This is a genomic window from Rothia sp. HMSC071B01 (genome assembly GCF_001808945.1).
Lineage (GTDB): Bacteria > Actinomycetota > Actinomycetes > Actinomycetales > Micrococcaceae > Rothia.
The window spans coordinates 185,542-210,600 of sequence record NZ_KV795070.1 but is presented as its reverse complement, the minus strand read 5'-3'; the positions used below and the strand labels follow the sequence as shown (position 1 = coordinate 210,600).

General features: G+C 58.9%; 17 protein-coding genes and 2 tRNA genes. 4 read left to right on the top strand and 15 right to left on the bottom strand.

The genetic code is table 11. From position 1 onward, the window contains the following. Positions 1-91: 91 nt before the first annotated feature. From HMPREF2527_RS02495 to HMPREF2527_RS02465, 7 genes are all read right to left on the bottom strand, one after another. On the bottom strand, positions 92-1,930 hold the full coding sequence (locus HMPREF2527_RS02495; RefSeq protein WP_246823917.1) for a hypothetical protein: 1,839 nt from the start codon (positions 1,928-1,930) through the stop codon (positions 92-94). Positions 1,931-2,378: 448 nt separating this feature from the next. Next, a complete protein-coding gene (locus HMPREF2527_RS02490; protein WP_070506117.1) occupies positions 2,379-4,193 on the bottom strand; it encodes a propanediol dehydratase in 1,815 nt (604 codons plus the stop codon). Positions 4,194-4,490: 297 nt separating this feature from the next. Then, positions 4,491-6,476: an adhesin gene (locus HMPREF2527_RS02485; RefSeq protein WP_070506115.1), complete on the bottom strand. Its 1,986-nt coding sequence runs from the start codon at positions 6,474-6,476 to the stop codon at positions 4,491-4,493. A 549-nt stretch (positions 6,477-7,025) separates the two neighbouring features. Continuing rightward, positions 7,026-8,033, bottom strand: a complete 1,008-nt coding sequence (locus HMPREF2527_RS02480) for an NADP-dependent oxidoreductase (protein ID WP_070506113.1) — start codon at positions 8,031-8,033, stop codon at positions 7,026-7,028. Positions 8,034-8,246: 213 nt separating this feature from the next. Further along, positions 8,247-9,950 (bottom strand): LPXTG cell wall anchor domain-containing protein, encoded by a 1,704-nt coding sequence (locus tag HMPREF2527_RS02475; protein WP_070506111.1) that lies wholly within the window; start codon positions 9,948-9,950, stop codon positions 8,247-8,249. Positions 9,951-10,492: 542 nt separating this feature from the next. Further along, the gene (locus tag HMPREF2527_RS02470) at positions 10,493-11,293 is read right to left on the bottom strand and encodes an SDR family oxidoreductase (protein WP_049345606.1); all 801 of its coding nucleotides are present in this window, start codon (positions 11,291-11,293) and stop codon (positions 10,493-10,495) included. 135 nt (positions 11,294-11,428) lie between these two features. Next, entirely contained in the window at positions 11,429-11,743 is a 315-nt protein-coding gene (locus tag HMPREF2527_RS02465; protein ID WP_005508144.1) for a hypothetical protein, read from the bottom strand. Positions 11,744-11,948: 205 nt separating this feature from the next. On the opposite strand from HMPREF2527_RS02465, the gene HMPREF2527_RS02460 reads away from it, so the two are divergent. The 4 genes from HMPREF2527_RS02460 to HMPREF2527_RS02445 all read left to right on the top strand — a co-directional run bounded on the left by HMPREF2527_RS02460 (position 11,949) and on the right by HMPREF2527_RS02445 (position 17,739). Next, the gene (locus HMPREF2527_RS02460; protein ID WP_070506110.1) at positions 11,949-12,263 is read left to right on the top strand and encodes a hypothetical protein; all 315 of its coding nucleotides are present in this window, start codon (positions 11,949-11,951) and stop codon (positions 12,261-12,263) included. A 19-nt stretch (positions 12,264-12,282) separates the two neighbouring features. Continuing rightward, positions 12,283-15,015 carry a valine--tRNA ligase gene (gene valS / locus HMPREF2527_RS02455; protein WP_070506108.1) on the top strand — a complete coding sequence of 911 codons (2,733 nt, stop codon included), beginning with the start codon at positions 12,283-12,285 and terminating at the stop codon, positions 15,013-15,015. Positions 15,016-15,572: 557 nt separating this feature from the next. After that, a complete protein-coding gene (locus HMPREF2527_RS09665) occupies positions 15,573-15,974 on the top strand; it encodes a hypothetical protein (protein WP_141744434.1) in 402 nt (133 codons plus the stop codon). 181 nt (positions 15,975-16,155) lie between these two features. Continuing rightward, positions 16,156-17,739, top strand: a complete 1,584-nt coding sequence (locus HMPREF2527_RS02445; protein ID WP_070506107.1) for an LssY C-terminal domain-containing protein — start codon at positions 16,156-16,158, stop codon at positions 17,737-17,739. Positions 17,740-17,879: 140 nt separating this feature from the next. On the opposite strand, the gene HMPREF2527_RS02440 is transcribed toward HMPREF2527_RS02445, so the two are convergent. The 8 genes from HMPREF2527_RS02440 to HMPREF2527_RS02405 form a co-directional block, all read right to left on the bottom strand. Further along, positions 17,880-18,521, bottom strand: coding sequence for a DsbA family oxidoreductase (locus HMPREF2527_RS02440; RefSeq protein ID WP_049363076.1), 642 nt, complete (start codon positions 18,519-18,521; stop codon positions 17,880-17,882). Between the two features lie 174 nt (positions 18,522-18,695). Beyond that, the gene (clpX, locus tag HMPREF2527_RS02435) at positions 18,696-20,018 is read right to left on the bottom strand and encodes an ATP-dependent Clp protease ATP-binding subunit ClpX (RefSeq protein WP_210390356.1); all 1,323 of its coding nucleotides are present in this window, start codon (positions 20,016-20,018) and stop codon (positions 18,696-18,698) included. Between the two features lie 508 nt (positions 20,019-20,526). Further along, positions 20,527-21,216, bottom strand: coding sequence for an ATP-dependent Clp protease proteolytic subunit (locus HMPREF2527_RS02430; RefSeq protein WP_012903382.1), 690 nt, complete (start codon positions 21,214-21,216; stop codon positions 20,527-20,529). Between the two features lie 5 nt (positions 21,217-21,221). Continuing rightward, positions 21,222-21,875 carry an ATP-dependent Clp protease proteolytic subunit gene (locus tag HMPREF2527_RS02425; RefSeq protein ID WP_005505718.1) on the bottom strand — a complete coding sequence of 218 codons (654 nt, stop codon included), beginning with the start codon at positions 21,873-21,875 and terminating at the stop codon, positions 21,222-21,224. A 319-nt stretch (positions 21,876-22,194) separates the two neighbouring features. Further along, complete coding sequence (tig, locus tag HMPREF2527_RS02420; RefSeq protein ID WP_070506103.1) at positions 22,195-23,496, bottom strand: trigger factor; 1,302 nt, start codon at positions 23,494-23,496, stop codon at positions 22,195-22,197. 107 nt (positions 23,497-23,603) lie between these two features. After that, positions 23,604-23,678, bottom strand: a tRNA-Pro gene (locus HMPREF2527_RS02415). Between the two features lie 304 nt (positions 23,679-23,982). Further along, a tRNA-Gly gene (locus HMPREF2527_RS02410) sits at positions 23,983-24,053 on the bottom strand. A 73-nt stretch (positions 24,054-24,126) separates the two neighbouring features. Continuing rightward, on the bottom strand, positions 24,127-25,011 hold the full coding sequence (locus HMPREF2527_RS02405; protein ID WP_070506099.1) for an Fpg/Nei family DNA glycosylase: 885 nt from the start codon (positions 25,009-25,011) through the stop codon (positions 24,127-24,129). Positions 25,012-25,059 lie beyond the last annotated feature (48 nt).

The following is a 25,059-nucleotide window of genomic DNA, read 5'->3' as shown; positions in this document are numbered from 1 at the left end:
CTATCTGCACCTACAGATAGCGGGGGCGAGCATTCCTCATGAAACGAAAAACATACTATACAGGGCCGGCAGAAAACGCCTGACTAGCGCATTAGCCGCCCAAGAAACCGCGGCGGTGAGCCATCCAGGCGGCACCAACCACGAGCGCCAAACCAACGCCACCAAGAGCCCAGAAGGCAACACCGTGCTGAGCAACCTCTTCACTCGCAGGAGCCGCAGTGGAAACCGCAGCCTTCACGCCGTCCTGACGGTCAGCGTTCGAGTACACCTGGGTGGTGTTCGAGTGCACCGCAGCGGAACGAGTGTTAGGCTCCGAGTGAATGACGGGAGTAAAACCCTTATTACCATTACCGGATTTCGACGAAGCCGCCTTTTCTTCATCGGTCAGAGCGTCCAGGTTTGCGGCAACAGCAATAGACGCCGGGTCAGAACCCGAGCTATACGCCGAAATCTGGTTAGTGCGGGTCGGTTCAAAAGCCGAACGCGGGCTCATCGTGCGCGCCTGAGCCAAAGTCTGCAGAGCCTGACGCTGACGCTCAGCCTTCGCTTCCTTAGCCTTGGACATGGCGCTCACCGCATCCAGGGTGGAGCGGGGCGCGCTCGCGGCAGACTGACCCGAGCCCGACTGGGTTGCGTCAGAACGAGTCGAGACGGCGTTATTGGAGACGGCGCTAGTAGCAGCCGAGGGGCTACCCTGAGTGGCACCGGTCGCCTCGGCCGCATTGGCGCTGGGCGTGAGCGATGCGCTTGCATCCTGGCGAGGCGACTCATCTTTCGTCAAGGAGGTTGAGTTGCCGGTCGCCTCGCCACTGACCTTGAATCGCACCGAGACAACTTCTTCCGCATACTCAGTATCGTCCGCACGCACCAGGTAGGCGGTGTACACCGAGCCGGTCTTCAGCAGAGAGCCGGGCATGCCAATCTCTTCTTTGAACGCGCCATTCACAATGCGATCAGAGCTGATGTGCGTAATGGACAGCGCATCACCCTTATGGTTGCCACTCATGTCGGTTTCAACCACAATCAGGTCGTAGCCAGCCGCATTCGCAGCCAGACGCGCTGCACTGATAGTCACCGGCTTGGTTTCCTTATCGGAGCGAACCTCAGCATACGCAACCTTCAGTTCCGTAGCGCTCAGGGTCTGAATATCGCGAGAAGAGGTCGATCCGCCGGGGATCTGCTCCAGCTTCTGCGTGTGGGTTTCGGAGTTCGGGTTTTCAGCAGACTCGGAAGGCGCCTCAGTCTTAACCTTATCCCTGCTACCCTTCTGATCTGCAGCCTGCTGGTTCTTCTGCTCCTCTTCACGGAGCTTTTCCATCGTCTTCAGCTCGTCAATGGTCGGCACCTGGTGGGCAGTTTCCTTCTTATCCACCATTACCTCGTCAGAGTCGTCCTCTACCGGGATAGTATGCGGCACGAGAGAGCCCTCAGAGATCATGAATTCGCCGTAGCCCGCATCGGAGGTCACCAGGTCCATGACACTCATGGAGTAGTAGCCTTCCTGGGGCATCTGCGGCATCTCAAAGGTGACCAGCATGGAGCCGTCGTCAGCACGCTCAACCTGCAGTGCGGACGGCTCGTAGGTATCAGATCCGAGCACCGTGCCGGTGGTGCCGTAGTACTGCATTACCAGGTACACCCTAGAGGCATCGCCCACGTAGCCGCCCTCATAGAGGGGGGCGAGCTTAATGGTTGCCTGACCGTCCTTGATGGACTGAATCTGAATCTCAATGGTATCGACCTCAATTTCGAGGTCTTCGTAGGGGCAGCTTGAATTAAATTCGCTATTAACCAAAGCCGCCAGGCAATCATTCACGTTAATTGCTTCAGCCTCTACTGCGGAGGCGCCAGGAAGCACAAAAGCGCTTGCACCTAAAGCGGCGGCAAGCGAAAGAGCATGAATGCGTTTCGGAAGTCGAGTGATAGTCATGTGCGCCATTTCGATCGATGTAGGCGCAAAGCGTGGACTAGGGAAGGCTCACCACAAGCCGGTGTTTCTATCCAAGTATTTGCGCACCAGTACGTCGGTTACACCCTAGCCTAACACGGATATTGCACTTAATGTTGCATTGCATTCATGTGCTAAAACTTTATGTCGCAATAATTACCGAAATAAAAGGGAATTAATTACTTTACTGAGATATAAATAACGCAAAATTCGAATGTCAAAATATATTCTCCAGAGTGCACCAAAAAGAGATTATTACACCGCCCCAAGGCGCACCAGACCACCGCGCAATAGAGTCAAACATCCGGGCACGCAGAAGGCGCCCCACCGAACACGCACCCACACGGCACGCACCCGACAGAGCGCCTCCCACTCAACAACTCCCCTACAGAGAGCCACGCCTCACAGCGCTAAGCGGCAAATAGCTGAACTACTCAGCACCCAGTTCCTCAGCACCCTCAAGGCGGCGACGATACACATTAACCGCAACAGCAGTACCCACAAAGGCAACCGAACCCAGCAGAGCAATACTCAGCGGCAAGGTACCCTCCGGCAGCGGGCCATTATCCTGAGCGCTCGCCTCCAGCTTCGAACCGGCAGAATCACCGCGCGACTTCGAGCTACGCGTATAGAAACTACCCGAACCTGCAGCACCCACATTCTCCTGAGGCGAAGCAACAGTCACCGTCTCCCCCTCAGCAGACTGGTAACCCAACAGGTTCACCACGGTACGCCCCGGCAACATCACCGCATAACCAGACATCACCATCGTCGAAGGAACCACCGCAGTCTCAGCCACAGAATTACGAGCCTGCGCGGTAATCGCACGCGCCGACTGCTGCGCCTGCACAATATAGCCCAGAGCGCTATCCACCGACGGGATCTTAGCAACAGAATCAGTCACCAAATCTTGAGCATCCGCAGAGGCACCTGAAGAATCCACAGTGCTCACGCGACCCGAAGGGGCCGAAGGGCTCACACGCTGATTCGCATCAGAAATCATCGGGACCTGCGGGTGAACAACAGTATTCGTAGGCTTCGGAGCCGGATCAACAGGAACCGCACGCTGAATCACGCTCACACCAAAAGCACTGGTCGCCATGAGCTGCAGCTCCTCAGTGGAGTTACCACCCACCACAACCACACGGTAGCGCTTACCCGCATGCAAAGAGGTACCGGGAACCTTCAAATCAGCAGAGAAAGAAGCATCAGTCACCTGCTGAGGGCTCACATGCGTGGTCGCCAGCGGTGAACCCACGGCACCGCCGTCAGCAGGCATTTCAAAGACCATCACGTCATAGCCCAGGCCGCTCTCCGCCACGTTCCTAGCGCGCACGCTAATCGGCTGCAGCTCATCCGATCCGCGCAGCTCTGCGGTAGAAATTTCCAGGGTCGCCTCACGGGTCTCCGCGGGAGCCCGATCGGAGCGGGAGTGCACCAGCAGACGATCCTCGGTCACCTCAGCGGGTGCCGCATCATCGGTAGAAGAACTCACCGAAGCAGAAGCACTGGCAGACGCACTCACCGAGGCGCTAGCAGATGCACTCGCAGAAGGACGAGCCGAAACTTTCTGCGATGCAGACGGCGCTTCAGAAGGTACCGGGGCGACCGTCGGGCGCGGGCTATCCTTCGCGGCGCTCGGGGATGCACTGGGGCTCAGGGACACCTCGGGGGTGGGATTCGCCTCCACGCGGTTAGCACGGGGAACGCCTGGGGTGTCAGGGAAGAAAATGTTCTGGCGGCTCGCCAGAATCTCGTCAACGGTCGCGCCCTGTTCAGGCATGAACTCAACCGAAATAGCATCCTTGGTGCTCAGGTTCTGCACCTCAACCATGTACGGCTGCTCAACGTTCAGGCGCTGGTGAATACTGACCTCTAGCGCACCCTCATCGTTCAGAGAGGCAGTCATCTGGGAGGCAGGCACGGTCATCGCCGCCACGATACCATCGTCAACGGAAATAGCGACCAGGCGAACCCTCAGATTCTCCAAAGAGGTTACACCGGTCAACGACAGCAGGGTGTAGTCATTGCTCTGAGCAACCAGGTCCAGGGTAATGTCGTGGCTAACCACATCGGTGGCAACGGCGATGGGAAGTTCAGGCTTCGGGGTCTGCTGAGTCTGCGCGTGAGCGGCAGAGGCAAAGGTGGCAGGGGCCAGAGTTGCAGGCGCGACGGAGCCGCCCAAACCGAGGGCGGCAGACGCTACTAGCGCCGCGCCGCGAGCAGTTCGCTGCGTGGAAAACATGGTCACCTATTTTCGTGAGTGAGTGTGATGAATCGTCGTGTGACTCCTGCGCCCAAAGGTCGGAAGTAGGCACAGAATAACGGTTCTCTGATATCGGTGACCGGAGGCGCTTCACAGCGACTCCTCACCTCGGGTGAACGAGGTGGTAAAGAGTGATAGTACCGTCTATGACAGCACTCTAAATTATAGGTATAACCTTAGAAAAAGTTAAAGATGTAGGGACGCCCGAATCTTGCATTTCGGACATCCCTACATCTATATGCATATTTTGCCTAGTGGGGCAATAATTGACCCGTTTTAGCGGCGAGAACTGAGCTGCATCTCACTACGGCGACGGCGGCTCAAACGCATACCGGCAAGCAGTGACAGCGATCCAGCGGCACTAATGACCAACATATTGGAGGCGCCAGTAGCCGCCAGCTGCTCACGCTTCTGCTGGGCACCGGAGGCAACCTTCTGGGAGCCAGATGCCTGTGCTTCGACCTTCTGCGCGTTGCCCTTCTGCGCTTCAGTCTTCTGCACAGAGGTATTCTGTGCAGAAACATTCTGCGCGGGAGCACCCTGAACACCAGCCGGAGCGTCCTTCTTCTGCTCAGAACCGCTCTCCCCCGCCTTCTGCTCGGTAACAGAAGCCTGATCAGCCGCAGGCTCAGTAGGCACCGAAGCATCGACCGCGGGAGTCTCGACAGCGGGAGCGTCGGCTACGGGAGCCTCGACAGTGGGCGCATCCTGCTCGGGGGCCGCGGGCAAGCTATCCACGCTATCGCGCTCGACGGTAAAGCCGCCATTGACCATGCGCACAGTACCCTGCTCATCCTCCGCCACGGCGCTCACACGGTAGGTGGCACCGGGCTTGAGCTCCGAGCCGGGAATCTGTACCTGTGCAGTGAAAGCACCGGAGTCGTCAATCTCAGAGACGTCAGCCGACGCAATCACGCCGCCGGTAGCTACTCCGTATTCATCGATAGCGCTAACCATCAGGTGCACCGAGCTGACGCCGGTGAAGCCCTCTCCACGCAGGGTCAGGGTCTTTGCGGAATCGTTTTCGGGAACTACGGTTTCTTCTACGTGCAGGCGGGCGGTCATCACGGGGTTAGAGGTGTTGTTCTGTTCTTCAGTGGTGTCGTGGACGCGGTCAAAGCGAGTGTCGCGCGGCAGGCTGTAGTGGCGGCGCGGGTCATCCTCGGGCAATACGTGGTCGAACTTCTCGACGGGGCTCACGGCAACTACCTGCTCAGAATCAGCCTGGGCGTTCTGCGCGGGCTGCGCCTCCTCTGCAGACTGCTTCTTCTCAAACTGTGCCTGCTCCGCCATTGCACGCTCAGCGGTCGCAACCGGAGCGGAGCCATTCTGTACATTCCAACCATTCATGAAGGGAACCTCAACTTCCTGGGCGGTGTAACCATTAGCGGCAGAGGGCGCAACCTCAACGCTCAGCACGTAGCGCAGGTCTTCGTGAACAGCCTGCACTTCTTCCAGCCTGGATCCGGGCACTTCAATGCCGTCCAGGAGGGTGCCGTTCATAACGTCGGCGCGCGCGGGAGAGGCAGCGAGCAGGATGCGGTTACCCTGGCTATCCAGGGCGTAGGCGTAGGTCATGACTTCGAAAGCCTGCGCCTCACCCAGACCGGTGACTTTGTAGACGACAAGGTTCTTATCCTGCGGGATTTCCAGCTGCCCCGAAAGAATCCGAGCATTGAGCGGCTCATCCTGGGTGTCGGCGGGCAGCACTTCCAGCGGTGCGGAGGAGTTGTAGGAGGGGTCCTCGGTTGCGTAGCCCTTACCGGGGTCGACCACAGCAGTTGCGACGACGTACTGCTGGTTGGGGTCGAGGGTACCTGCGGGCAGGGTCAACTGGGTGCTGAAGCGGCCACCGTCCACATCGAGTTCGGGTACGAGGGTCATCGTCACTGCGGAGCCGCGACCCAGTGCGTAGAGGGGGTACTGGCGGTATTCGCTCACGTACACCGCCACACCGTAACGTTCAACGGCACCGCCGGTGAAGCCTTCACCGGTGACGGTAATGCTCTGGGAACGTGCCGGGTTAATGACGACGCCCTGCTCGACGTACACCTGCGGGGAGGTTTGGGTGGCAACGTTTTCGATGGGGGTTGCGTTTGTTGCGGAGGGGGGATTGTCGGGTTCTACCGCAGTCGATGAAGCAATTCCGCCAGTATTTTGCACCTGCACATCTGCGTGCGCAGCACCAACACCGGTAACGGACAGGACGGATGCAGCAATAGCGGCTGTTGCTCGGGTTTTTGAGTGAGCGGGTTCGGGCATGGAACACACCTTTTCTGTGAGTGTGAACGATACCCTCCGGAGGGTGCCACGGATCGAAGCTGGACGGGTGTCTCTTCGGGATTGACCGCTATAACGCACGGACTAGTCATAACATTCCTGTAATGGTGGAAGTTACCGCGAAGGGAATCGCTCTATTTATCGGTAATTCCACACTAACAATACTTTTTAGGTTATTGCTGTAAATACGCTTTACGTCCTGACTATTTTCTTGTGCAATAACCCACATGGAATATTTTTTACTCTCCGGAACAGTATCAAGAGTACTCAAATTGCATGGACTAGGCGAAATTTTTCAACTCTCCCTTGAGGCTCAAGGTTTTATTGCATGCATATGCAGTTTTAATGGATTTGAGATAAAAATATTCTGCACATCCATGCATTTAATTTATTTCTTTTAAGTGAAAAAATTGCAGGTCACAGCGCTTTTCCCGCACATTGATTAAAAGCGTGCGTACCAATAACCACGCACAAAATAACCCAGCAAAATGATTCCGCCACCCCACCCCAGCACCCTCAGTAATAAACTCCCTATGAATCGGTAATACGAACGACTCTCTTGCCACGCGTATGGCCAGCCTTCAAATCGCGGTAGGCTGCACGGACGTCCTCAATCGTGAACCCGTACACGCGATCCAGCCGAATTGACACTTTTCCCTCAGTAACCAGCTCGGCTAGGGCTTCAAAATCCCCGTGTTCCGAGTGGCGGGGGCCGGTAAACTGCGCTCCCCGGATCATGACCTTGGGCGAAGGAACGAGAGTTCCAATGTCTTTACCCTTCAGACCCAGCGAGAATGCCAAGCTGACGTAGTCGCCACCATAGCAGTCCAGGAACTTCGTCACGCGGCCCTCAGCAGCTTTGAGCACACGCTCCCTAACGCCCTCACCGTAGGCAACCGGAACAGCACCCAGCGACCTAACAAATTCGGCATTCGCAGCCCCCGCGATTCCGACGACCCGTGCGCCACGAGCCACCGCATACTGCACAGCGGTGGACCCAATTCCGCCCGAGGCTGCAGAAATGACCACAGTATCGCCCGCACCCACGCCAATATGGCGGAAGGCGCCTCCCACGGTCAAGGCCGCGACACCCATTGCAGCGGCATGGTCAAAATCAATGGAGGCGGGCTTAAGCGCAATATCACCGGTATTCACACAAATTTCCGTAGCTAGAGACCCCCTCTTGGTACCCAGACCGGGGGCACTAACAATGGTTCCGAAGACCTCGTCACCCACATGGTAACCCGATACGCCGGGCCCCACCTCGAGCACCGTGCCGGAGAAATCACGCCCTACTCCACGAGGGAACTGCGATTTCTTTGATTCAAACCAACGGCGGGGGTTCCTGATTTTCATGACGCGCGAGAGCATCCTGAGCTGCGGAGCGCCCTCAAAGATCTTATAGTCCACAGGGTTCAGGCCGACCGCATGCACCGCAATCTTTACCTGCCCCTCCCCCGGAATCTCCTCCGGTACACTCACGAACTTCAGATTCTCCACGGGCCCAAAGTGGTCGTACTGTACTGCCTGTACACTCATCGTTTCTCATTCCTCTCTCTTCCCAATTCGGGACTCCAAAACTCACAGACTCAGGAAACCCGCAACAAACAAATCTGCACCGGTTTGCCCGTCTCATGCGGTTATTACATTCCGCAAAATACCGCCTAAACGCCCTCGCGGTCTCCTAGGAATATTTTATTCCCAAAGAGACCGCGAGGGCGTTTCATAAGACTCTATACGAAAGGATAAACCTTAGAGGCTGCGGCGGCGCAGGAGCATCAGTGCGGCACCAGCAATCAGAGCTGCGGCGCCAACGCCTGCAATACCTGCAACACCCTCAGCACCGGTGTTAGCCAGCTGCGGCTTCGAGGAAGCCGAAGAAGAGGTCGAAGTCGAACCCTTGGTGCCGGAGACACCTACAGTGTGACCCTTGGAGCTAGAGGAGGTAGCAGCAGAAGCGTTGCCAACCTTAGCCTTGGGTGCCTGAGAAGAAGGCATGCGGGTCTCGGTTACGACAACCGAACCATCTTCGCGCATCTCAGCGGTGAAGACGCTGGTGGTGCCGTCGCCGTTATCGCGAACGGTGGTGCTCTCATCCTCGGTAGCTGCCGGCAGGGTCGGTGCGGGGTTGTTCGCATCGCTCACGGTAGCGGTGGTGACTGCCACCTGGTGTACCAGGCCGTTGGGGTCACTGGTTGCCACCATTGCGTATGCGTAACCGGGCTGCAGCAGTTCAGCAAGAACGCTGACCTTGACGCGGAAGGTGCCGTTCACGATTTCAGAAGCAGGCACATCGTGGGTTGCCAGAGCATCACCGGTGATGTTGCCGTTTGCATCCAGGCGGAAGATAGCAATCTGCACACCGTTAGCGACAGACTCGTGGGTGAAGCCGGAGCCATTGAAGGTCAGGACGTTGTACTGGTCGTTCGGATTCAGGGATGCATCCTCGGTGGTGAGGGTTGCGTTCTCAGGTGCTGCGGGAGCCTCAGGAGCGGGGGTCTCGGTCTGCTCGGGTGCCGGGGTTTCAGCCTTGGGTGCTTCCGGAGCAGGAGTTTCTTCCTTGGGAGCCTCAGTCTTGGGAGCCTCGGGTGCCGGGGTCTCGTCAGCCTTGGGGGTCTCCGGTGCCGGGGTCACGGGAGCGGGGGTCTCTTTGTTCTTGGGTGCCTCGGGAGAGGTGGACTCGGTGACCTTGAAGGAGGAGAGAGCCACGAGCTTCTGGTCAGCCTGAGCAGCCTGAGGGTTGCTCACAGCAACCAGAGCGTAGGAAGCGCCGGCGGGCAGCTTGCTTGCCTCGACAGTGAAGGAAGTCTTGAAGGAGCCATCCTGAATCTGGTCCGCAGACACGGACACGGTGGTAATGACGTCGCCGGTAATCTGCTGGTTCTCATCCAGCGCGTAGATGCTGACCTGAACGCCGGGGCCGACCTTCTCGCCGTAGAAGCCGGTACCAACAACGCTCACGGTGTTAAACTGCGCATCACCGGAGAAGCGTGCGTTCTCGATGGAGACGAAGGGGTTAGCCTGCTTCACCTCGGGAGCCGGGGTGGAGGGAGTGGTGGGCTCGGGGGTTGCGGGAGCAGGGGTCTCAGCCTTAGGAGTCTCAGCCTTAGGGGTTTCAGCCTTAGGAGCTTCGGTTGCCTCAGCCTTAGGAGCCTCAGCCTTAGGTGCTTCAGCCTTAGGAGCTTCGGTTGCCTCAGCCTTGGGAGCCTCAGCCTTAGGTGCTTCAGTTGCCTCAGCCTTAGGAGCTTCAGTCTTGGGAGCCTCAGCCTTGGGAGTCTCGGTTGCGTTGCCGCCGGGCAGGGAAGAAGTCTGAGAAGATGCCTTCTGATCAACAACCTGCTGCTGCTGATCGGCGGGTGCTTCTGCCGCAAAGGTTGCCGGGATTGCTGCCACAGAACCAGCGGTAAAAGCTGCCGCAGCTGCGATCTTGTAAACGCGACGGGTAGTCTTCGACATTTTTCCTCGATCTCTGAATTATCGGTGGTGAACCTACGCGGTGTGCCTCCGTCTTTGAGGGGCGCGCAGATTCACACATGGGTGTGACTGCTAAAAGGCTAACACCCAACTCTGAGTCTTCTGCCCTCTTAATGCCCGCTTTAAGTAACTGTAATGAAATCGTTATAAAACCACCCCTCAAGTTGAGGGTTATTACAGACCAATTATGGTGTTTTGTGGTCATATACTGACATGTGAACACCGGTAACCCTACATTTTGATTGCATTTGAAGAAAATATAATACTTTCCATAGATGATTTCACCCCAACTATTTCACCATGGTGAACCTTAAAGTCTCACGTACCACTTTATAGTTCCATCAAGTACTCCTTGATACCTCTCCCCCACCTATTCCCGCCCCGCTTGGCACCCGGATCAAAGCTCCACACAAGCCACAGACCTCCCCGCGTACAAACAAAAAGCCTCGCCCGCATCCCAAGAATCAGGAATGCAGGCGAGGCAAACACAAAACCCCGCATCAGCGGACGCAAGAGCACAAAGCTTAGCTCTCCTTGCGAATCACCTTGAACTGGCTCGGCTGCGCCACCGGGCGAATCGTAATGCGGTCAAGGTTCACGTGGTGCGGAACGTTCAACGCAAAGGTCACGGTCTGCGCTACATCCTCGGCGGTTAGCGGCTTCTCAACGCCCGCGTAGACGCGCTCTGCAGCTTCCTTAGAACCCAGACGATTTAGGGAGAACTCCTCGGTGTGCACCATGCCCGGGCAAATCTCAATCACGCGAACGTTATGTTCCGCTTCTTCCAGGCGGAGCGCCTCGGTCAGGCCGCGAGCGCCGAACTTCGCCGCGTTGTATCCGGCGCCGCCCTCGTAGCCGTGCTCGGCAGCGGTGGAGGTCAGGTTCAGGATCGTGCCGTGACCGTTCAGGCGCAACGCCTCCGCGAAGGCACGCACCATGTGCAGAATACCGAGAACATTCATCTGGTACATCTTCAAATAATCGGTAGGCTTGCCGTCGGCAACCTTATCCACGCCAATAGCACCACCGGCAATATTGACCAGGGCGTCAATGGTGCCCTGCTCCTCCAGGATCTGCTCGGCTACGAACTGAACGGACTGCTCATCGGTCACATCGCAGGTCACCGGGTGAGCGCCGGTTTCCGCATAAAGGGTGTAAAGACGGTCGGTACGACGAGCCAGGGCGTAGACGGTCCAGCCACTTGCTACTAGCTGCTGTACGGTGGCTCGGCCAATACCGCTGGATGCGCCGGTCACCACGGCCACTTTGCCGTCACCGGTATGGGGCAGGAAAGGAGATGCAGGAATGTGGGTGTTCTCAGTCATACTTTAATCCTAGTAGAGTGATGCCCGCGGGTGCTCAGTTCGAGCAGACTCGCGGGCATATATTTTGAAATTTTCGATAGTGAGATAGGTACCCGCCGCCGTTCAGAACAAACGATACAGACACCATCACCCGTGCTACTTGCGGCGGCGCGGCAGACCCCAGCGGCTCCTGCCGCCGTCACGGAATCCGAGGCGATGCTCAAAGTACACGGGCGAGCTACTGCCGGTCTTAATCGTGTCCGGAGGGACCGTACCTTCACGCGCAGACAGCAGATAAAGAACCGCAGCGCCGGGCATGAACATAATCAGCGGTAGCACGAAACGCATACGCGCCTCACCATAGCCGCTACGCACCGTCAAATGCCAGACGCACAACGCAACCAGCACCAGGTGCAGTATCAGCAGAACAGTTTCAGACGTGCCCAAACCAAAAATACTCAGAGAACTCATTGGCAACTCCTCAAAGGTCGTGTACTTTCAGTCTACGCCGTGCCCGCGCCCCTGAGAAGGATTCGCCGACTGTTGATACTGCGGATTTTCGCGCCTACACTGCAGGTAATCAGGGGCAGCAATATTAGGGGGTCTCTCCCCCATTACCGTTTCCACCGAGTTTGTCACTGAATCGCCAATTACTCCTCATATAGGGAGCCTCCACATGACAGCAACACCGCACCAGCACATCACCGACCTTAAAGAGCAGCGCCGCACCCTCCAGCAGCGGGCGCGCAGCATCCGTGCCACCACCGGACTCCCCTACAGTTCCGAAGTTCACCTACTGCTCGGGCAGAGCTACCTCGACCCCGCCAGCTGGCAGGATCTCACCGCCTCCGGCGGGGTACGCGCCGCAGTGCGCAGGGCACAATTTGTGAGCCGGTACCGGCACCTCCTGGCGCGCCTAGAAGCCGCCATCGAGCGGTACGAACAGCACGGTGCGGCGCAGAATTCCCCTGGAGCTGAGAGAATGCCGTGAATATGAGAAAATAGCCGTTATGGCTGAAAACATTTTGGGCTCAGACTCGCCCGTACAGATTAACGTTCCCGACCGCCCCGCCCTCGAAGGCCTCGAAGAGAAGCTCTCGCAGCGCTGGGCCGACGAGAAGACCTACGCATTCGACGAGAACACCACTCGCGAACAGGTCTACTCCATTGACACCCCGCCGCCGACCGCATCCGGCTCCCTGCACGTGGGTCACATGTTCTCCTACACCCAGACCGACGTCATTGCACGCTACCAGCGCATGACCGGCAAGAACGTGTTCTACCCCCTCGGCTGGGATGACAACGGCCTGCCCACCGAACGCCGCGTTCAGAACTACTACGGCGTTCTCTGCGACCCCTCCGTGGCAGACAACGACTCCTTCCGTGACCTGATCACCTGGAAGGCAGACGGCACCCCCAAGCCCGACCGCAGCCAGGCAAAGTGGCCGCGTATCTCCCGCAACAACTTCATTGAACTCTGTGAAGAGCTCGCGGTTGAAGACGAGAAGGTCTTCGAAAACCTCTTCACCACCCTGGGTCTGTCCGTTGACTGGTCGCGCACCTACCGCACCATCGACGCGCACTCCCGCAAGGTCTCCCAGCTCGCCTTCCTGAAGGACCTGGAAGCAGGCAACGCCTACATGGCTGAAGCACCGACCATGTGGGACGTCACTTTCCGCACCGCAGTGGCACAGGCTGAGCTGGAAGACAAGGAACGCCCCGGCGCGTACCACCGCATCAGCTTCCACCGCCCCAACGGCGAGAAGGTCTGGATTGAGACCACCCGCCCCGAGCTGTTGCCCTCCTGTGTGGCTCTCGTGGCGCACCCGGACGACGAGCGTTACAAGCCGCTGTTCGGCACCACCGTCACCTCCCCGCTGTTCGGCGTTGAGGTCGAAATTAAGGCGCACCCGCTGGCACAGCCCGACAAGGGTGCCGGTATCGCCATGATCTGTACCTTCGGTGACACCACCGACGTCACCTGGTGGCGTGAACTGCAGCTGGACACCCGCGCCCTCATCGGTCGCGACGGCCGTTTCTCCCGCGAAACCCCCGAGTGGATCACCTCCGCTGAGGGCCGCGAGCGCTACGAGCGTATGGCTGGCACCACCGTCTTCACCGCACAGAAGACCGTCGTGGAAATGCTGGTTGAGGCTGGCGAAATGGACGGCGACCCCAAGCCGATTACCCACCCCGTGAAGTTCTACGAGAAGGGTGACAAGCCCCTCGAAATCGTTGCTTCCCGTCAGTGGTACATCCGCAACGGTGGCCGTGACGCTGCACGCCGCGAGAAGCTCATCGAGCGCGGCCGTGAGATGAACTGGTACCCCTCCTTCATGCGTAGCCGCTACGAGAACTGGGTTGAGGGTCTGAATGGCGACTGGCTGATTTCTCGCCAGCGCTTCTTCGGCGTTCCCTTCCCCGTCTGGTACCCGCTGGACGCTGAGGGCGAGCCGGACTACGAGAACCCGATTCTGCCCACCGAAGAGATGCTGCCGGTTGACCCCGCATCTCAGGCTGCTCCCGGTTACACCGAGGATCAGCGCGGCGTAGCGGGCGGCTTCATCGCTGACCCGGACGTTCTGGACACCTGGGCTACCTCCTCTCTGACCCCGCAGATTGCGACCGGCTGGGGTGTGAACCCGGACCTGCACGCGAAGACCTTCCCCATGGATCTGCGCCCGCAGGGTCACGACATTATCCGTACCTGGCTGTTCTCCACCGCTGTTCGCGCGGAGACCCTGGCGTCCTCCGTGCCGTGGTACAACACCGCGCTCTCCGGCTGGATTCTCGACCCGGACCGCAAGAAGATGTCCAAGTCCAAGGGCAATGTTGTGGTCCCGAACGAGGTTCTGGAGAAGTACGGTTCGGACGCTGTGCGCTACTGGGCTGCTTCCGCTCGCCTGGGTGCCGACACCGCCTACGACGAGGGTCAGATGAAGATTGGCCGCCGCCTGGCCATCAAGCTGCTCAACGCATCCAAGTTCGTGCTGAACCTGGGTGCAACCGAGAAGTCCGTCATCACCTCGCAGGCTCAGGGTCGCGTGCTCATCAACGCCCTGGATCGCTCCCTGCTGGCTCGCCTGGCGTACCTGGTTGAAGAGGCAACCGCAGCATTTGAGAAGTACGAGTACGCTCGTGCCCTGCAGATTTGCGAGAGCTTCTTCTGGTCCTTCACCGACGACTTCGTCGAGCTGATTAAGGACCGTGCCTACGGTGCTCGCGGCGAGGAGGAGCAGGCTTCGGTTCTGGCCGCTCTGGCCACCACCCTGGACGCTCTGCTGCGCCTGTTCGCGCCCTTCCTGCCCTTCGTGACCGAAGAGATTTGGTCCTGGTGGCGTGCGGGTAGCGTGCACCGCGCCGAGTGGCCGCAGGCACTGCCCATCCTGGAGGGCACCCTGCTGGCTGAGTACTCCGCACAGAACCCGACTGCTGGCATTTCTGCTCAGTGGGTCCTGGCGGACGCTGACCCGGCTCAGATTGAGTCGCTCAAGCAGATCCTGCCGGATGTTGCTGAGGCTCTGGGTGGTCTGCGTAAGGCTAAGAGCGACGCGAAGGTCAAGCAGCGCACCGAGGTTGAGTCCGCTACTATTGCGGCTCCTCAGGCTCAGCTGGATCGCATTGCCGCTGGCTTGGCTGACCTGAAGGCTGCCGGTAACGCTCGTGAGCTGTCCCTGGTGGCAGCTGAGGGCGAGCTGGAGGTTCGCGACGTTGTACTCGTTGTGGAAGAAGCAGCTGAGTAATCGAATCTAACGTTCATTGCTTAGTGACATAACACCGAGTTGGTGTTGAGGACGGGGCGGTACCGATTGACGGTACCGCCCCGTTTTCTGTGTCTGCGGTTCGTTGGTTTCTGCAGGCAAGGTACCCGGAGAGCGTGATGCTCGACTGCGGGCGGTGCTTTGTATGGCGCTTTTACGACTCTGACTAGAGGCTTTACACATTCGGTACCCGCGGGTGCCCGTACCCATCCCTAGCACCTTCACAACCTCCTCCCCCAATAATGTGGGTTTTAGTCTGCTGTTCTGTAGGGATTATGTGGGATTTTCAATCCCTTTTTCTGTTCATCAATGTGCAAAGAGCATAATCAACCTTATGAGATTGACTGTCACTTTATGTATGATTGTTGATGCGAGGGTTTTACCATCGGGAACAACCCTCTATTCAACTTCAGCAACAGACAAATCACCGGTACGAGCAAGACATACCCCGACCAACCGCACGACAATAAACCACCCGTCAGGCGCAGCGATGCGTCCTGACTCTGACCCGCGCCAAAGTAGGCGCACCCCATATCCTCATGAATTCATACTCATCCTCTTCCGGATTACCGAACAAACCCCAGGCGAGGCAGAGCTCAACCCCGAGCACGCCGCCAGGAGCACAAGCCAACATTTCCCCCGATCAGCTTCAGCACTATCACACGAGCCTGAACGAGTACATCAGCCAGGCACGTGAACATGCCCAGGCGCTGCGTGCCAGCTACACCAACGAAGTGTACGACCTGTGGCATCAGCACATTTCCACCAGCGCCGCCACCGATGAGGCGAGCATCGCCTCCGGTTCGTTGACCGCTCAGCAACTTGAGGAACTGACCCGCAAGTGGGTGCGCCTCATGCGTGAAAGCCGCGATATGCTGCACCACGAAAGCTCCATTGCCGCCGCACGTGCTGCGGTTGAGGCTAAGCCCCTCCCCGAGTAGGGTCACCCTTTATTTCTTTCGCGCGGCAACGCCAGCACTCCGCGTTGTACCGCGTTTTTCTGCGGCGGGGCTATCGAGCCAAGCGATTAAGCCCTGCCCGGAATGCGTACTTCACATAACCTGCCCCTTGCTATAGTTATGGATATTCAAAGACCCTAACTATGTTGCAGAAAGGGCGGGAATGTCCCACCAAAAACGCGTCCTGCGGCCTATACGTAGCGATGTTGCTCCCCCAGTCACCTCGCCACCGGTTTACCGTGGCGATATTGACACGCGCGGTGCGGCGCAAGACCTCGTGCCGCGTAGCTTCTGGGTTGATTTCTGGGACACTCTCTTCTTTATCTTCGCCGGCGTCGCCGCCCTCGTGCTGACCTTCATGATTCTGGCGAATACGGTCGGCCATTCTTTCTGGGGTTTCCCCATCGCCTTCATTTTCTGGGCGGTCACCGCGTACCTGACGCTACCGCGTTTTCACGCGATCATGACCCGCATCTACGTGCCCGACTACTTTATTGGGCGCACCCGCACCCCGGACGGTCTGCTCGGTGACCCGGTCAATATCGGTCTGATTGGTACCGAGGAGCAGATTCACCAGGTCATGCAGGACGCCGGCTGGACCCGCGCTGATGACGTCACCCTCGTCTCTTCCTGGAAGATTATTCTTTCCACCATCACCCGCCGTTCCTACGCGGAGGCACCCGTCTCCCCGCTGAAAATTTTTGGTAAGACGCAGGCTTTCGCCTACCAGAAGGAAGTGGACGGCAACCCCGAGAAGCGCCACCACGTGCGCTTCTGGAAAACCCCGGACGGCTGGCTTCTGCCGGGCGGTCACCAGGTGGATTGGTTGGCGGCGGGCACGTACGACTCTGGTGTGGGTTTCAGTTTCTTCACTCTGCAGGTCACGCACCGCATTGACGCTGAAACCGACTTTGAACGCGACTACATTGTGGAGTCCATTCAGTACGCTCACCCGGAAACTCACGTTGAGATTCTGCACGATTTTTCCTCCGGCTACCACGCCCGTAACGGCGGCGGTGACGCGATCCGCACGGACGGCGCGCTCCCGGTCATCGTGCTAAACAATGAGGGACTGGAGCCGCAGGAGCAGGAAGAAATTCACCTCTCCAGTGCGCACGACCTGGCGTACCGCATGCCGCTGAGCCTGCTGGTTGGTTCGGGTATGCTCATCGCTGTGACCCTCGCCGACATTGTCAACAGCGTCATTTTGGCGCTCAGCCGCCCGGCACTTCGCGCCAAGCTGCTGGAGGAAGGCTCCGGCAACGACATTGAGCTGCTGGACCTCTTCGATCAGGTGGATAGCAACGTGCTGCTCACCATTACCGGCACCGTGCTGGTGGGTTTTGTAGCAATTTATTCGGCGGTGCACCTGTTCCTGCTGTGGAGCACGTTGCGCGGCTCGTCGAAGGCTCGTCGCCTGGCTCTGCTGTTGACTGCGTTGAACTTCGCAGCGATTACCGGCGGTGTGCTGTGGGGCCACCAGTCCCTGCCGCTGTCCACGATTTTCTTCCAGCTGGGTGTTGCGGTGTTTGCGATGCTGGCGTTCACCTCGGATGCGGCGGTCCAGTACACGGCAACCCGCACCTTCCACATGCGCGATACGAAGATCGTGCAGCGCGCAACGCACCCGAAGGTTCTCGAGCACAGGGCACAGCGCAAGGCTCAGAAAGCCCAGAAAGCGCAGAAGACGCACAATGCGCAGAAGGCACGCAAAGCTACCTCTGCAAGCAACGCTCACCGCGCGTAGATTGCACGTTTCAGCGCAACATAGTGAATAGAAAAGTACCGCCCGGTCAGTACATGATCGGGCGGTACTTTTTTGCTCTGCAGCCGCAGACTCTACCGGGCCTGCGCGCATTGCAGGAATCTCAGCACATTGCAGGCTTCTTAGGCTTCACCCTTTTCGCCGTGGAAAATCGGGCCCACGTTACGGGGGCGCTTGAGCTCAAAGAAGCCGGGGTAGGAAGCCAGCGCCAGGGCGCCGTCGAAGAGCTTACCTGCCTCTTCACCGGCGGGGCTCGGGGAGATGACCGGGCCGAAGAAAGCGGTGCCGTTAATGGAAATCAGCGGAACACCCACATCGGTGCCGCCCACGGTCTCCAGTGCGAGGTCCAGGGAGGCGCGCATCTGCTCATCGTACTGATCGGTGAAGGCTACGTCCGCCAGCTCTGCGGGCAGATTGACCTCCTCCAGCGCCTTGACGATTGCATCGCGGTAGGAATCGGCCTTGTTGCTGTTGTGGTGAATCTGCTCGCCCAGAGCGTCGTAGAGGGGCTTAATAACCTCGTTACCGTGCAGCTCGCGCACAGCGGTGATGAGGCGGGTCGGCGCCCAGGACTGGTCCATCATTGCCTGGTAGTCGGCGGGCAGGTCGCGGCCCTGGTTGTGCATGGACAGCGAGAAGGGGCGCCAGGTCACCTCAACGTTGCGGACCTTCTGCACCTCGCCAATCCAGCGGGAGGTAATCCAGCACCAGGGGCAGATCGGGTCGAACCAGAAATCAATCTGTGCGGGTGCGTTCTCAGCCATGAGTGTTCCTCTCTCATACGGTTGTGCCAGCCGCTTCTATGAGCCGGCGCTTATTCTTCGGTACACGCTCATCAGGACACGCCAGCGAGAGCAGTACCTGCTAGTGAGCCGTCACCCCGTATAACCGGGGCGACGGCTTCTTTATTCCCTAGCCTATCGGCTGGAAGTATTCGGTTATGCCGCCTGACGGTCCGCTTCCTTCAGGGAGGCAGCCTTCGCCTCCCCCTTCACGGTGCGGGTGGTCTCGGTTTCGGGGTCGGGTGCCTGCAGCACGTAGCGGGGTTCCGTGCCGTTGAGCACGGTGTCCTCACCGATGACGATGGACACCACATCGGTGCGGTCCGGGATGTCGAACATAATCGGCTGCAGAATCTGCTCCATCATGGCGCGCAGGCCGCGGGCACCGGTGCCGCGTTCGGCGGCGAGACGGGCAATAGCCGCAATCGCTGCGTCGTCGATGACCAGGTCCACGCCATCCAGGGCGAAGAGGTGACGGTACTGTTTGAGCAGTGCGTTCTTCGGTTCCGTCAGCACGCGAGCCAGCTCTTCCTCGTTGAGCTCACTCAGGGTCGAGATGACCGGCAGGCGGCCAATCAGCTCGGGGATAATGCCGTAGTGCGCCAGGTCCTCGGGCATGATCTGGTCCAGCGGGTTCTTCACGGAGCCACCCAGTTCAGCACCGAAACCGATGCCGCCGGCGCCCACTCGGGCTGCGATGCGGTCGTCAATATTGTCGAAGGCTCCAGCCACGATGAAGAGAATGTTCGAGGTATCAATCTCAATGTTCGCGTGCGCCGGGTGCTTGCGGCCGCCCTCCGGGGGTACGGTCGCCACGGTGCCCTCAATAATCTTCAGCAGCGCCTGCTGCACGCCCTCACCGGACACGTCACGGGTGATGGAGAGGTTCTCGCCGCCCTTACGGGCAATCTTGTCAATCTCGTCAATGTAGATGATGCCGCGCTGAGCCTTAGCAATATCGCCGTCAGCGACGTTGATGAGGCGCAGCAGAATGTTCTCCACGTCATCACCCACGTAGCCCGCCTCGGTGAGAGTGGTTGCGTCGACCAGGGCGAAGGGCACATCCAGCTTCTTCGCCAGGGTTGCCGCCAGGTAGGTTTTACCGCAGCCGGTCGGGCCGAGCATCAGAATATTCGACTTGCCCAGCTCCACCTGCTCCCCCGCAGTCGCCGAAAGAATGCGGGAGGTCAGCACCGGGTTATCAATATCGTGGATGCGCTTGTAGTGGTTGTACACCGCCACCGCCAGGGTGCGCTTCGCCGCGTCCTGACCGATGACGTAGTCGTTGAGGTAGCTGTAAATTTCGCGCGGAGTAGCCAGCTGAGATGCAGGCGCCGCCGCGGAGGATTTCACCTTCAGACGCTCTTCAGCGAGGATCTCTTCGCACAGCTCCACGCATTCGTCGCAGATGGAAACATTCGGGCCGAGCACAATCTTGAAAACCTGCGCGCGAGTCTTCTTGCAGAAGGAGCATCGCATGCTGGCGTTGGGCTGTTCGGGAGGCACAATGATGTCTGTGGCCACGAAGATTCCCTTTCGATCGGCGTGGTGAAATCGGTGCAGAAGGGTCAGTGACCTGATATCTGCGGTGATTTCTCAGGAGGGGCACCGGTGGTGGGTGGGCGCCTTAGTTTGAGTGAGAAACCGGTATGAAATACTCGAATTTTCTCCTTCTCTAAGGCTACCGGAGTTCACCCCGGAACTCAGAATTACGCACCGCAAATGAACGGACTTACCGGGCATATGACAAAGCGCGTCTTTTATGACGGCGGCGAGGCTGATACTCCGGCATATGACGATAGGTATGTGACGCTAAAGCCCGGCAAGAAAGCGCAGGTCAACGCCACATATCAGCTTGGTTCGCCGCCCCCACCCGGCGGGCGCAAAAAGGGCGGCACCGCACCGCGCACCAGCCCGAAGGCTCGCACACGGAGCGATGCCGCCCCTCCCCCGAAAAACGCTCGGGAATATTCCTCAAAACTAAAGTTTAGGTGTGGGAAATAGCGGTGTTGGTCGCAGGCTTACGCAGCTTACGAGACTCCAGCACCTTATCGACCAGGCCGTACTCCAGGGCAGCAGCCGCAGTCAGAATGTTGTCGCGCTCAATGGAACGGTCAACTTCCTCGTAGGTCTTGCCCGAGTGCAGTGCCAGGGTCTGTGCAGTCCACTCACGCATACGCATAACCTCGTTCGCGTGAATCTCGATGTCAGATGCCTGACCGCCCTGCTGGCCGCTCAGCGCGGGCTGGTGAATCAGCACGCGAGCGTTCGGCAGTGCCAGACGCTTGCCGGGGGTACCGGCAGCCAGCAGAACCGCTGCAGCGGATGCCGCCTGGCCCAGGCACACGGTCTGGATCTCGGGGCGGATGAACTGCATGGTGTCGTAGATGGCGGTCATTGCGGTGAAGGAGCCGCCGGGCGAGTTAATGTACAGGGTGATGTCACGCTCGGGGTCCTGCGCCTCCAGAACCAGCAGCTGAGCCATGATGTCGTCAGCAGATGCGTCGTCCACCTGGGTGCCCAGGAAGATGATGCGGTCCTCGAACAGCTTTGCGTACGGGTCCTGACGCTTGTAACCGTAGGGGGTGCGCTCCTCGAAGCTGGGGAGCACGTAGCGGTTGCTCGGCATAGCCGGCGCCGAGGTGGTGATATCGTTCGGCAGGTAGTTCATGTGCATCTCCCTTATGCGTTCTTCGATTCGGGCAGCTTACCGGCGGTGGTGGCAATGTGGTCGAAGAAGCCGTATTCCAGGCCTTCTTCCGCGTTGAACCAGTTGTCGCGGTCGTTATCCTTCAGGATGGTCTCGAGGCTCTTGCCGGTGCGCTCAGCGGTGATTTCTGCCAGGCGCTTCTTCATGTCCAGAATCAGCTCAGCCTGGGTGCGGATATCCGATGCGGTACCGCCAATACCGCCGAGGGGCTGGTGCATGAGGATGCGGGCGTTCGGGGTTGCGTAGCGCTTGCCGATGGTGCCTGCAGTGAGCAGGAACTGACCCATGGATGCTGCCATACCGGTCACCACGGTCACCACGTCGTTCGGGATGAGCTGCATGGTGTCATAGATAGCCATGCCGGCGGTGACGGAGCCGCCGGGAGAGTTGATGTACAGGTAGATGTCTGCCTCGGGGTCTTCAGCCGAGAGCAGCAGCATCTGGGAGCAGATGAGGTTGGCGTTGGAGTCGCGCACCTCGGAGCCGAGCCAGATAATGCGCTCCTTCAGGAGGCTGTTGTAGACGTAATCTTCCTGGGCACCAACGATGGGGGTTGCCATAGACGGCGCGGGCGCCACGCCGGCTGCCTGGGAGGCGCCGATGGGCAGAGGCATGTAGCTGGACATTCTTCCTCTTCTTCTCTAATGGGTCTTCGCTGCATCTTTGCGCGATTTACGCGCCGGAGCGCACGCGAAAAGTTTCGTTGCTACTACCTTACCGATAGTTGCTCTCCCCCGCTTCCCTTCGGGTTGTTCGTTCGCCAGGGGGTGAAGCCGAGGCGATAACCTCGGTACGGAATAACTTGAGAACGGAATAGTTTGGGGTAAAAAGAGCCTCAGCGGGCACCCAACCGGTAATTCGGTGGATGCCCGCTGAGGCTACACGTTTCAAGCAATCAGCTCACGCCCTCTAGCGGGGTGGCTTCTTGCAGACCGTGGCGGGGATTTAGGCAGCTGCCTCTTCGCCCTCGCCCAGGTACTTGGACAGATCAACAACGTTGCCCTTGGTGTCCTTGACCACTGCGGTCTTCAGCACTGCTGCCAGAGCCTTGGAGCGGCGAACCTCGCCGACCAGTGCGCCTGCCTGGCCGGAGCCGTCCAGCATCTGTGCGAACTGGTTGGGGTCCATGCCGTACTGGGAGCTCATGGTGATGATGTAGTTGATCATCTCAGCCTGGTCGACGGTCACTTCTTCCTTGTCCGCAACAGCGTCGAGAACCATCTCGTTCTTGAATGCGGTCTCGGTGTTCTCGCGAACCTCGGCGCGGTGCTCCTCGGTGTCGTGGTCTGCTTCAGCGTTGGGGTTGTTGAAGTGCTGCTCGAGCTGGTCCTCGATAACCTTCTCGGGGACGGGGATCTCGACGAGCTCAACGAGCTTTGCGAGGACCTTGTCGCGTGCCTGGGTGCCCTGCTCGGCAACCTTAGCTTCTGCAACCTGCTTCTTGATGTCTTCCTTCAGCTCGTCGATGGTGTCGAACTCGGAAGCCAGCTGTGCGAACTCGTCATCAGCTGCGGGCAGCTCGCGCTCCTTGACTGCGGTGAGCTTGACCTTGATGACTGCCTGCTCACCTGCGTGCTCGCCGCCGGAGAGCTTGGTCTCGAAGGTTGCGTCCTCGCCAGCGGACAGGCCGGTCAGAGCCTCGTCGATGCCGTCGAGCATGGTGCCGGAACCAATCTGGTAGGACAGGTCGTTTGCTGCATCTACCTGCTCGCCGTCGATTTCTGCGGCGATGTCGATGGTCACGAAGTCCTTGTCAGCTGCGGGGCGCTCAACGGTCTTCAGGGTGCCGAAGCGCTCACGCAGAGCGTCCAGTGCCTGAACCTCGTCCTCAGCGGTGACCTCTACCTCGTCAACCTCAACCTCGAGGCCCTCGTAATTGGGCAACTCGATTTCGGGGCGGACGGTGACGGTGATGGTCAGCTTGACGTCTGCCTCACGGTTCTCGGTGGAGGGCTGGGACTGAACGTCCAGCTCGGGCTGCGCCAGGGGGGAGAGTTCGTTCTCGCCCAGTGCCTGTGCGTAGTAGTCGTTCAGAGCGTCGTTCAGGGATGCCTCGACGATGTAGTCGAAGCCCGCACGCTGCTCGATGAGCTGCTTGGGCAGCTTACCCTTGCGGAAGCCGGGAACGCTGATCTGACCCGAGAGGTTCTTGTAGGTGCGGTCCAGGTAGGGCTTGAATTCTGCGAAGGGAACCTCGACCTCAATCTTTGCGAGGGTCGGGTTGAGCTTCTCGACGGCGGTCTTCACGTCCGTGATCTCCTCATATAGTTTCGGTGCGGCACGAATCGTGTGTGCCGCGGTTGCTTAGTGGAAAGAGCGCCACGACCTTGTAGCGTCGCGGCAACCGTTTCACGTCGGGGCGACAGGATTCGAACCTGCGATCTCCTGCTCCCAAAGCAGGCGCGTTAGCCAAGCTACGCCACGCCCCGTGAAACCGACCGTGTTGCGCACTTGCGTGTTTAACACAGTCAGTGCCCTAGTTTACCTGTTTTCCCGCTAAATGCCCAACACAGCGGCTCGTGCGCGGTTTATTTCCACTGAGCGCGTACTCCCCTATCTCCCTTGGTTTTGTAGGGTGTTTTGTGTGGATGCGAGGTGGAGGGGATGACGAGCTGGAGCGTGCGGATTCCGAGCGCGCGAGGAAATAAATCCGCATGCGGAAGGGATTCCCGTCATCCCCTCGAGGGAAAAAGAAAGGGCCTCGACGCGAAAGCGTCGAGACCCTAAATCTCGAGGGGATGACGGGAATCGAACCCGCGTAATCAGTTTGGAAGACTGAGGCTTTACCATTAAGCTACATCCCCGGAATGGAACTTGACTATAGTAGCGAGGTTCCATCTGGGCTGTCAAATATTTGAGTAGTTTTTAGACCTGTTTTCAGACCTGGCAGCCGGGGCACCAGTAGAGTTTGCGGCCTGCGATTTCTTCCATGCGGATGGTGGTTCCGCAGCGGCGGCAGGGCTCGCCGTGGTGCATGTACACGTAGTTGGCGTGGTCGGGCCACGCTTCGGTTTCGGGTACGCCGGGGCGGTCTTCGGGTTCGGTGGTGATGATGCGCCCCACGCGCACGCCGATGACCAGCAGGTGCTTATTGTCTTCCCAGAGTCGCTTCAGCTCCTCGTCGCTGAGGCTCTTGCCGGGGCGTAGCGGGTCAATTTCCTGGCGGTACAGCGACTCGGCGCGGAAGATATTGCCCACGCCGGAGATTGCCGCCTGGTCCATCAGAATCACACCAATCGGGCGGGAGCTCTTACGTGCCGCGCGGTAGAACTGTTCGGGGTCGGCATCCGGGTTGAGCGGGTCGGGGCCGAGCTTGGAGCGGACGGTGCGCACCTCCTCCGGGGTGAGGGTGCGGCAGATAGTCGGGCCCACCAGATCCGCCCAGCCGTGCTCCGAAACAATACGGCAACGCACCGTACTCTTCGGTTCGGGAGGACCGGCGTAGGGCTGCTCCTCCCCCGCCGCGTATTCCTTCTCACCAATCTTGCGGGGCGCGCCAATGCTCGAAGCACCCGTGAACGTCTCGTCCCCGCCGAAGCTCCAGTTACCGTAAATACCCAGGTGCACGTTCAGGGTCAGGTCGTTTTCGAAGGTCACGAACAGGTGCTTACCGTGCGCGTACGCCCCGGTGATGGTGTGCCCGTCCAGCAGGGCGGCACCCTCAGCGTAGCGGCCCTGTGGGGAGGAAACCTGCACGCGCTCGCCGGTGAAGACGTCACTGATTTGGCGGGCTATACGGTGGATGGAGTGGCCTTCGGGCACGGGTTCTCCTCGAAAACTTGTCGGCTAGAAATAGCGTGGATTATATGG

What these genes read in the sequence shown, in the direction of transcription:
- HMPREF2527_RS02495 (WP_246823917.1), bottom strand. Translation starts at nt 1,930, where the DNA reads ATGACTATCACTCGACTTCCGAAACGCATTCATGCTCTTTCGCTTGCC.
- HMPREF2527_RS02490 (WP_070506117.1), bottom strand. Translation starts at nt 4,193, where the DNA reads ATGTTTTCCACGCAGCGAACTGCTCGCGGCGCGGCGCTAGTAGCGTCT.
- HMPREF2527_RS02485 (WP_070506115.1), bottom strand. Translation starts at nt 6,476, where the DNA reads ATGCCCGAACCCGCTCACTCAAAAACCCGAGCAACAGCCGCTATTGCT.
- HMPREF2527_RS02480 (WP_070506113.1), bottom strand. Translation starts at nt 8,033, where the DNA reads ATGAGTGTACAGGCAGTACAGTACGACCACTTTGGGCCCGTGGAGAAT.
- HMPREF2527_RS02475 (WP_070506111.1), bottom strand. Translation starts at nt 9,950, where the DNA reads ATGTCGAAGACTACCCGTCGCGTTTACAAGATCGCAGCTGCGGCAGCT.
- HMPREF2527_RS02470 (WP_049345606.1), bottom strand. Translation starts at nt 11,293, where the DNA reads ATGACTGAGAACACCCACATTCCTGCATCTCCTTTCCTGCCCCATACC.
- HMPREF2527_RS02465 (WP_005508144.1), bottom strand. Translation starts at nt 11,743, where the DNA reads ATGAGTTCTCTGAGTATTTTTGGTTTGGGCACGTCTGAAACTGTTCTG.
- HMPREF2527_RS02460 (WP_070506110.1), top strand. Translation starts at nt 11,949, where the DNA reads ATGACAGCAACACCGCACCAGCACATCACCGACCTTAAAGAGCAGCGC.
- valS (WP_070506108.1), top strand. Translation starts at nt 12,283, where the DNA reads ATGGCTGAAAACATTTTGGGCTCAGACTCGCCCGTACAGATTAACGTT.
- HMPREF2527_RS09665 (WP_141744434.1), top strand. Translation starts at nt 15,573, where the DNA reads ATGAATTCATACTCATCCTCTTCCGGATTACCGAACAAACCCCAGGCG.
- HMPREF2527_RS02445 (WP_070506107.1), top strand. Translation starts at nt 16,156, where the DNA reads ATGTCCCACCAAAAACGCGTCCTGCGGCCTATACGTAGCGATGTTGCT.
- HMPREF2527_RS02440 (WP_049363076.1), bottom strand. Translation starts at nt 18,521, where the DNA reads ATGGCTGAGAACGCACCCGCACAGATTGATTTCTGGTTCGACCCGATC.
- clpX (WP_210390356.1), bottom strand. Translation starts at nt 20,018, where the DNA reads ATGCGATGCTCCTTCTGCAAGAAGACTCGCGCGCAGGTTTTCAAGATT.
- HMPREF2527_RS02430 (WP_012903382.1), bottom strand. Translation starts at nt 21,216, where the DNA reads ATGCACATGAACTACCTGCCGAACGATATCACCACCTCGGCGCCGGCT.
- HMPREF2527_RS02425 (WP_005505718.1), bottom strand. Translation starts at nt 21,875, where the DNA reads ATGTCCAGCTACATGCCTCTGCCCATCGGCGCCTCCCAGGCAGCCGGC.